This is a genomic window from Candidatus Palauibacter scopulicola (assembly GCF_947581915.1).
Classification (GTDB): Bacteria; Gemmatimonadota; Gemmatimonadetes; order Palauibacterales; family Palauibacteraceae; genus Palauibacter; species Palauibacter scopulicola.
This window is the reverse complement of record NZ_CANPWG010000010.1, coordinates 110,378-117,387: the sequence shown is the minus strand read 5'-3', so window position 1 is coordinate 117,387 and position 7,010 is coordinate 110,378. Positions and strand designations below refer to the sequence as shown.

The following is a 7,010-nucleotide window of genomic DNA, read 5'->3' as shown; positions in this document are numbered from 1 at the left end:
TAGTCGCGCGCGAAGGAGTCGGCCTGGAGGTTCTCCATCCGGTCCTCGATCCACTTGACCGGCTTGCCGAGCACGACGGAGGCCGCGATCGCGACCACGTAGCCGGGATAGACCGGCACCTTGCCGCCGAAGCCGCCCCCGATGTCGGGCGACACCACACGGATTTTCTCCTCGGAAAGCCCGACGTGTCCCGCCACGAGCGCGAGCACGGTGCGGATCGCGTGCGGGGCCTGCGTCGTCATGTAGACGGTGAGATGTCCCTCGACGGGGTTGAAGTCGGCCACGCAGCCGCAGGTCTCGATCGAGGCGACGTGGATGCGCGGCACGTGCATGCTCTCGCGCACGACGACGTCCGCCTCCTCGAACACCTTGTCGGTCGCCTCCTTGTCGCCCGCCTCCCAGTGCCAGATGCGGTTGTCGGTCTGGCCCTCCTTGTCGGTGCGGAGAACGGGCGCGTCTTCGTCGAGCGCCTTGAAGGGGTCGATGACGGGCTTCATGGGCTCGTAGTCGACCTCGACCGCGGCCACGCCGTCGGCTGCCGCGTAGCGCGAGGTCGCGATGACGGCCGCGACCTCCTGCGCCTGGTACATGACGGTGTCGGTGGGGAGCACCATCTGGGTGTCCGACATCAGCGTCGGCATCCAGTGCAGGTTGTACGCCTCCAAGTCCTTGCCGGTGAGGACGGCGAGGACGCCGGGGACTTCCAGCGCCTTGCTCGAGTCGATGCTCTTGATCTTCCCGTAGGCGATCGGGCTGCGGACGATGTCGAGCCACAGCATGTCGGGGAGGACGATGTCGTCGATGTAGTTGCCTTTGCCCTGCAGGAAGCGCGGGTCCTCCTTGCGCTTCATGGAGTGCCCCATGCCGCAGATGTCGGCGGAAGTCTTCGGTGCCATCAGCTGTCCTCCCCGTCGGTCGCGGCGTTCGCGGTTTCGGCGGCGGCGGCGCCCATCTTCTCGGCGGCGTACTGCACCGCCTTCACGATGTTCACGTAGCCGGTGCAGCGGCAGAGATTGCCGGAGATCGCCTCGCGGATCTCGGCTTCGCTCGGGTTCGGGTTCGCCTCGAGGAGGGCCGCGCCGGTCATCAGCATGCCGGGGGTGCAGAAGCCGCACTGGAGGCCGTGCTTCTCCCAGAAGCCCTCCTGCAGCGCGTGCATGCCGTCGGCGCCGGCGAGTCCTTCGACGGTCCCGATCTCGGTACCGTCCGCCTGTACGGCGAGGACGGTGCACGACTTGGTCGGCTTGCCGTCGAGCAGCACGGTGCAGGCGCCGCAGTGGGTCGTGTCGCAGCCGATGTGGGTGCCGGTGAGCCGCAACTCGTCGCGGATCAGGTGGACGAGGAGCATGCGCGGCTCGACCTCCGCCTCGTGCGCCTCGCCGTTCACGGTGACGCGGACCGGGAATGTCTCCATCGCTCTACCCTCCGGCTCCGGCGCGCGCGAGCGCCTGGCGGATGGCCCTCGCGGTGAGCACGCGGGCCATGTTCCTCTTGTATTCGACGGAGCCGCGCCGGTCTTCCACCGGTTCGGTCATGTCGGCGGCGGCCTGGGCGGCGGCGGCGATGACCTCGTCCGTGCCGGGCGCCTTCGTGATCGCGTCGCGGACCCTCTCGATGGCGCCCCGCAGCCCGCCCGCCGGTACGAAGTCCGCGCCCAGGAGCGTCTCTTCGGCGGCGGTCGCCCGGATCGGCGCGAAGCCGAGGTTCGTGAGCCCGACGCCGGCCTGCGTCACCTTGCCCTCGCCGTCCAGCGTGAGCTGCACGGCCACGCCGGCCACGGCGTAGTCGCCCACCTTGCGCTCCAGCTTGACGTAGGCGCCGCCGCTGCCGGCGGGCGGGACCGGGACCTGGATCTCCGTGAGGATCTCTTCCTCCCCGAGCGCCGTCATGAAGAGGCCGTGGAAGAAGTCGTCGACGTCGATGGTGCGCTCGCCACCGGGCCCGGTGGCGACGACCCGGGCGCGCAGGGCGAGCATCGTGGCCGGGTGGTCGTTCGCGGGGTCGCCGTGGGCGATGTTGCCGCACACCGTGGCGCGGTTGCGCACGAGGGGGTCCGCGATCACGCGGGCGGTGTCGAGCAGGATCGGATAGCGCTCGGCCACCGCGGCGGACTCCTCGAGCTGGGTCTCGGTCACGAGCGCGCCGATGCGGAGGAAGCCGTCCCGTTCCTCGATCGTGTCGAGCCCGGGAATGTGCCTGAGGTCGATGATGTGCGCGGGGGAGGCGAGCCGAAGCTTCATCATCGGGAGCAGGCTCTGGCCACCCGACATCACCTTCGCGTCGTCGAGTTCGACGAGGAGGTCGACCGCGTCCTCCACTTCGGCCGGCGCGTGGTATTCGAACTGCGCGGGGATCATGCCTCTGCCTCCTTCGCCTCGTTCTCAAGGGCGCTCGTCAGTCGCTTGACGAACTCCTGCAACATTCGTCTGGACACGACCTGCGTCATGCCGCGGCCGAGTTGCGCGAGGATCCCCGTGACGGTGACGTCCGAGTCCATCGTCACCTCGGACCCGCCATCGGGAAGCGCCGCCACCCGGCTGTTCATCGTCATCTCGGCGGTGCCCATGCCGGCCTTGCCCTGGCCCAGGGCGCGGACCACCGCGGACCGATCCTCTTCGTTCAACTCGAAGGATACGGTCCCGGTATAGGCCGCCACGAGGGGGCCCACCTTGACGGTCATGGCGCCCTCCCACGTCGTGTCGTCGATCCGCTCCGTGATTTCCGCCCCGGGCAGGAGTTCCGAGAGCTGCCGAGGGTCGGAGAGGATCGCCCACACATCGGCGGCGGGCGCGTCGATCGTGAACCCTTCCTCGATCTTCATGGCCTTACGCCGTTGGCTGAGGTTGATACCGCTCGACGTGGATCCGGTCTTCGCCCTTGCGCGCCTGCACGAGGTCGTAGCTGCTCTGCCGCCGCAGCCAGAACTCGGCATTGGACCAGCCCGCCTTCTCCAGCCGGATGGCCATCTCCGGAGAAATCGCCGCGTGCCCGTTCAGGACGCGAGAAAGCGTGTGGCGGGCGACCCCGAGCACCCGGGCCGCTTCGGTGACGTTCAGGCCGAGTGGGTCCAGGCAGTTCTCCCGGATGCTGCGACCGGGGTGCGGGGGATCCTTCATCGCCATGTTCACTGCCTCCGTCAGTGGTAGTCGGCCAGGTCGACGTGACTGGCATCGCCATCGTCGAAGCGAAAGATGATTCGCCAGTTGCGGGAAATCGAGATGCTCCAGAACCCCTCCAGATCCCCTTTCAGCGGATGGAGTCGATAGCCGGGCAAGTCGAGATCCGAGGGCTTACGGGCTACATCGAGGTCCGCCAGGGCGACCGCAACCCGATCCGCCAGGTCGGCCCCCACGCGGCTCGGATCGCCACGCTCGTAGAACCGCTTGAGCCCGCGATGGCGGAAGCTCCGAGTCATGCAGCATTGTACCGCATGGCGGTACACGAATCAATCTGCGGGTGCGCCGGATGTCGGGCCTCATGAGGTCGCAGAGCCCTCGATTCTCATGAGCCTTCTTCCTCCATGGTCATCCGCAAGGAGCGTCTGCGGCGAACCAGAACGACGTAGGCGATGACGGCGCCGATCGATACGACCATGCCGATGTTCCCCAGGGTCGGGCTGACCTGCAGTCCGAGGAACAACGAGAACGAGAACATCAGGTAAAGCAATGCGACTACCGCGACGTGTGCGGCGACCTTCAGCAGGGTCTTCAATATCACCCCCTCGTCGCTTCTTTCTGGAGATACGCCTCCGGCGAGGCGTCGAATCGGGTGCGGCACCCCTCGCAGCAGAAGTAGACGGGTTCCCCCTCGAACACCGAGGACGGAGAACCCGCCACCGGGACGGTCATGCCGCACACGGGATCGGTCGCCTGGTCCTCGGGTCCCTCTCCGGTCGCCGCTTCCTCCGCGGCGACGTCGCCGGAGCCGACCGCGTCGCTGGGCTCGACCGCCTCCGCCCCTGTCCGTTGTGCCTCGAGCTGGACGACTTCGGCGAGGATGCTGACGGCGATCTCCTCCGGGCTCTCGGCGCCGATATCGAGGCCGGCGGGGCCCCGCACGCGGGCGATCGCGTCGGCGTGGAGTCCGTGCGCGGCCAGGACGCGGCGCACTTCCTCCATCCGGGTGGGGGAGGCGATGACGCCAAGGTAGTCCGGGGCGGCGGCCGCCAACTCCGCGAGCGAGCGCTCATCTCGCTGTCCCATGGTGGCGACGACCCCGTACAGCCTCCAGCCGCGGGGCCGTTCCGCGTAGCGCGCCGCCGTCTCCGCCAGGTCCTCCACGACCTCGTCGGCCGCTGCCGCCACTGCCTCATCCTCGGAAGCCTCTTCGGAAGCCTCGGCCACGGTCGTGTATCCCATCGCGCCGCCGAGGCGCACCAGCGCGAGGGCGACGGGCGAACGGCCCGCCACGACCAGGACGGGAGCCGGAAGAACCGGGTTCACGTGCACTTCCACCTTCCCTCCGCTGCTGCAGGACATGGGCACGGGGACGAGATCGTCGGGGCGTCCGGGACTCGACCCGAAGGCGAGGAGCCTGGGCTCCCCCTGATCCAGGGTCTCCAGCGCGTGGCGCACCACCTCCGAACGGGTGCAACTGCCGCCGATCCAGCCGTGCATGACGCCGTCCGCGGAGATCAGCGCCATGTTGCCTGGCTTGCCGCTCGTGGGGCGCTCGCTCCGCACGACCGTGGCGAGCGCGTAGGGCTGGCGTTCGGAAGTCAGCCGCGCGGCGAGATCGAGCAGGCTGCGATTCACGGCACGTCCCCGGAGCGGGAGCCGGCCCCCGCGAGTTCCCGCCGCACGGACTCGTATTCGTCCGGCCGGTCGAGGTCTCTCAGCCGGTCAGCCGGCCAATCCACCAGAGACGCCCGGTCGTGGTGCCGTCGAACGACTTCCCGCCCGCACCCCGCCCGCATCCGGGAGATCTCGCCGAACAGGCCACGGCCGTACAGGATCGGCGGCGCGTTCACCTCGCCGTAGCGCGACACGACGAGCGGCGCATCGGTCTCCGCGTGCCGTTCCACCAGCGTACGCACCATGCGCACGGTCACGAAGGGCATGTCGGGGAGCATCACGACGGCGGCCCCGCGGGACGCCGGCACCGCGGCGACCCCGCACGCCACGGAGGTCTGGATGCCCGTCTCGTGGTCGGGGTTGAACACCGGTGCGCAGGCGAGGTCCTCGACCTCCCGTTCGACTTCTTCGCGGAAGCGTCCCGTGACGAGGATGACGGGGTCGAGGCCGGCCTCACCCGCGAGGCGAACGGTCCGCCGCACGAGGGTCTCGCCGCCGACGTCCAGCAGGAGCTTGTTGCGCCCCATGCGGGTCGAAGACCCGGCAGCCAACACGATCCCCGCTACGCTGCGCTCGTCGGACATGGGGTCCAAGGTAGGCCGCCGCCGGATACCGTCGCGAGACCGGCGCTACGCGGCAGACGCAGGCCCGGCTCATGGCGCGCGACGTCGCCGGCGTCCGGCGAGACCGCGCGCCACGGCGACGCCCGACAGAATGACGGCGGCGCCCGCCAGTTGCTGCGGCGTGGGCGTCTCTCCCAGCCACATCCACGCCGTCGCGAGCGCGATCACCGGGACGAGGTTCTGGTACACCGCCGTCCGGCTCTGTCCGATCGTCTTCATGCCGCGCGACCAGAGCAGGTAGGCGATGGCGATCCCGAACACGCCCGTGTAGGCCGACGCGAACCAGATCCCCGGCGGAATCGAACTCCAGTCGACGCGCATGAGGTCCGGGATTCCCATGCCGACGATGACGGGAAGGGCGGCCCAGAGCGTCCACCCCGTCACCTCCAGCGCCCCGCGCCGCTTCGTGATGCGCCGTCCGAACACGGTGAAGGATGCCCAGGAGAGCGCGGCCCCGAGGACGAGCAGATCGCCGAGACCGGCGCCTCCGACTTCCTGCGTGCCGCCGGTGATGAGGATCGCCATCCCGGCGAGCGTCGCGATGACGCCCAGGAGGATCGCAAGGCTGAACCGTTCCCGCCCGAGCGCGGACGCGATGAGGAGCACCCACACGGGACTCGTGGAGAGGAGCAGCGCCGCGTTCCCGGTCAGCGTCAGGTCGATGCCGTAGATGAAGGCGGCCTGGAAGATCACGTGGCCCACCACCGCGAGTCCCAGAACCCGCGGCCACTCGCTCCGCGGCGGTAGGACCGGCCGGCCGGTGGCCCGGAGGAGGAACAGGACGGCCAGCGCCGCGAATGGGAAGCGCACCGCGTTGAACGCGAGCGGATCGAGTTCGCGCAGGACGATCTTCACGACGGAGAAGTTGATCCCCCAGATGATCGCCGTCGCCAGGAGGCCTAGGTCGACCGTGAGGTCGCGCGCGCGCCGGGAGGGCCGGCCGCCCTTCGAGTTCGTCAATCCGCAGGCCATGGGAGGAGGGGGACGAGGGGCCCCGGCCGAAAGCCGGGGACGGGACCGGCTGAGTATATTCGGAGAGTGCTTCGGGCGTCGACCGCCGTGAGGCGACCGCCCGGAGTCGAGCGCGCATGCCCTTGACGAAACGAGCGTCCTGATGAGTGACGAGTTCATGCGGCGGGCCATCGACCTGTCCGAACGCAGCGTGGAGGCGGGCGGCGGTCCGTTCGGCGCCGTCGTGGTGAAGGACGGCGAGATCGTGGCGGAGGGGATGAACCGCGTCACGCTGGACAACGACCCCACCGCCCACGCCGAAATCCAGGCGATTCGGAGGGCCTGCGACCTCCTGGGCACGTTCGATCTCGGTGGCTGCGAACTCTACGCGAGCTGCGAGCCGTGCCCGATGTGCCTGGGAGCGATCTACTGGAGCCGGATCCGCCGCGTCTACTACGCCAACACCCGCGAGGACGCTGCGCGCATCCGGTTCAGCGACGAAGACATCTACGACGAGTTCTCCCTGCCCCCCGAGGAGCGCCGGATCGTCTCGCTCGTGAGGGTGCCCTCGGCCAGGGCGGGGGACGCCTTCGAGCGCTGGACCCGCAAGCGGGATCGGACGCCGTACTAGCTGCAACCTCAT

Annotated in this window: 11 protein-coding genes; 1 reads left to right on the top strand and 10 read right to left on the bottom strand. The window is 69.2% G+C overall.

Annotation, left to right across the window (positions count from 1 at the left end; genetic code table 11):
* The 10 genes from RN743_RS02305 to RN743_RS02260 all read right to left on the bottom strand — a co-directional run.
* Positions 1-896, bottom strand: an 896-nt coding sequence (locus RN743_RS02305) for a molybdopterin cofactor-binding domain-containing protein (RefSeq protein ID WP_310775841.1), incomplete at its 3' end; no start/stop codon positions are given.
* Positions 896-1,414 carry a 2Fe-2S iron-sulfur cluster-binding protein gene (locus RN743_RS02300; protein WP_310775839.1) on the bottom strand — a complete coding sequence of 173 codons (519 nt, stop codon included), beginning with the start codon at positions 1,412-1,414 and terminating at the stop codon, positions 896-898. The genes RN743_RS02300 and RN743_RS02305, both read right to left, overlap by 1 nt.
* 4 nt (positions 1,415-1,418) lie before the next feature.
* The gene (locus RN743_RS02295) at positions 1,419-2,357 is read right to left on the bottom strand and encodes a xanthine dehydrogenase family protein subunit M (protein ID WP_310775837.1); all 939 of its coding nucleotides are present in this window, start codon (positions 2,355-2,357) and stop codon (positions 1,419-1,421) included.
* Positions 2,354-2,821 carry an SRPBCC family protein gene (locus RN743_RS02290; RefSeq protein ID WP_310775835.1) on the bottom strand — a complete coding sequence of 156 codons (468 nt, stop codon included), beginning with the start codon at positions 2,819-2,821 and terminating at the stop codon, positions 2,354-2,356. The genes RN743_RS02295 and RN743_RS02290 overlap by 4 nt, the downstream gene beginning before the upstream one ends.
* Before the next feature lie 4 nt (positions 2,822-2,825).
* Complete coding sequence (locus tag RN743_RS02285; RefSeq protein ID WP_310775833.1) at positions 2,826-3,122, bottom strand: HigA family addiction module antitoxin; 297 nt, start codon at positions 3,120-3,122, stop codon at positions 2,826-2,828.
* A gap of 14 nt (positions 3,123-3,136) precedes the next feature.
* Positions 3,137-3,415 (bottom strand): type II toxin-antitoxin system RelE/ParE family toxin, encoded by a 279-nt coding sequence (locus tag RN743_RS02280; protein ID WP_310775831.1) that lies wholly within the window; start codon positions 3,413-3,415, stop codon positions 3,137-3,139.
* A gap of 86 nt (positions 3,416-3,501) precedes the next feature.
* The gene (locus RN743_RS02275; protein ID WP_310775829.1) at positions 3,502-3,711 is read right to left on the bottom strand and encodes a hypothetical protein; all 210 of its coding nucleotides are present in this window, start codon (positions 3,709-3,711) and stop codon (positions 3,502-3,504) included.
* A gap of 2 nt (positions 3,712-3,713) precedes the next feature.
* The gene (locus RN743_RS02270) at positions 3,714-4,754 is read right to left on the bottom strand and encodes an XdhC family protein (RefSeq protein WP_310775827.1); all 1,041 of its coding nucleotides are present in this window, start codon (positions 4,752-4,754) and stop codon (positions 3,714-3,716) included.
* On the bottom strand, positions 4,751-5,377 hold the full coding sequence (locus RN743_RS02265; RefSeq protein ID WP_310775825.1) for a nucleotidyltransferase family protein: 627 nt from the start codon (positions 5,375-5,377) through the stop codon (positions 4,751-4,753). The genes RN743_RS02270 and RN743_RS02265 overlap by 4 nt, the downstream gene beginning before the upstream one ends.
* Before the next feature lie 69 nt (positions 5,378-5,446).
* Positions 5,447-6,376 carry an EamA family transporter gene (locus tag RN743_RS02260; protein ID WP_310775823.1) on the bottom strand — a complete coding sequence of 310 codons (930 nt, stop codon included), beginning with the start codon at positions 6,374-6,376 and terminating at the stop codon, positions 5,447-5,449.
* A 154-nt stretch (positions 6,377-6,530) separates the two neighbouring features.
* Here RN743_RS02260 and RN743_RS02255 point away from each other — a divergent pair, with 154 nt between their 5' ends.
* Positions 6,531-6,998: a nucleoside deaminase gene (locus tag RN743_RS02255; RefSeq protein WP_310775821.1), complete on the top strand. Its 468-nt coding sequence runs from the start codon at positions 6,531-6,533 to the stop codon at positions 6,996-6,998.
* The last annotated feature ends 12 nt before the right edge of the window (positions 6,999-7,010 follow it).

What these genes read in the sequence shown, in the direction of transcription:
- RN743_RS02300 (WP_310775839.1), bottom strand. Translation starts at nt 1,414, where the DNA reads ATGGAGACATTCCCGGTCCGCGTCACCGTGAACGGCGAGGCGCACGAG.
- RN743_RS02295 (WP_310775837.1), bottom strand. Translation starts at nt 2,357, where the DNA reads ATGATCCCCGCGCAGTTCGAATACCACGCGCCGGCCGAAGTGGAGGAC.
- RN743_RS02290 (WP_310775835.1), bottom strand. Translation starts at nt 2,821, where the DNA reads ATGAAGATCGAGGAAGGGTTCACGATCGACGCGCCCGCCGCCGATGTG.
- RN743_RS02285 (WP_310775833.1), bottom strand. Translation starts at nt 3,122, where the DNA reads ATGGCGATGAAGGATCCCCCGCACCCCGGTCGCAGCATCCGGGAGAAC.
- RN743_RS02280 (WP_310775831.1), bottom strand. Translation starts at nt 3,415, where the DNA reads ATGACTCGGAGCTTCCGCCATCGCGGGCTCAAGCGGTTCTACGAGCGT.
- RN743_RS02265 (WP_310775825.1), bottom strand. Translation starts at nt 5,377, where the DNA reads ATGTCCGACGAGCGCAGCGTAGCGGGGATCGTGTTGGCTGCCGGGTCT.
- RN743_RS02255 (WP_310775821.1), top strand. Translation starts at nt 6,531, where the DNA reads ATGAGTGACGAGTTCATGCGGCGGGCCATCGACCTGTCCGAACGCAGC.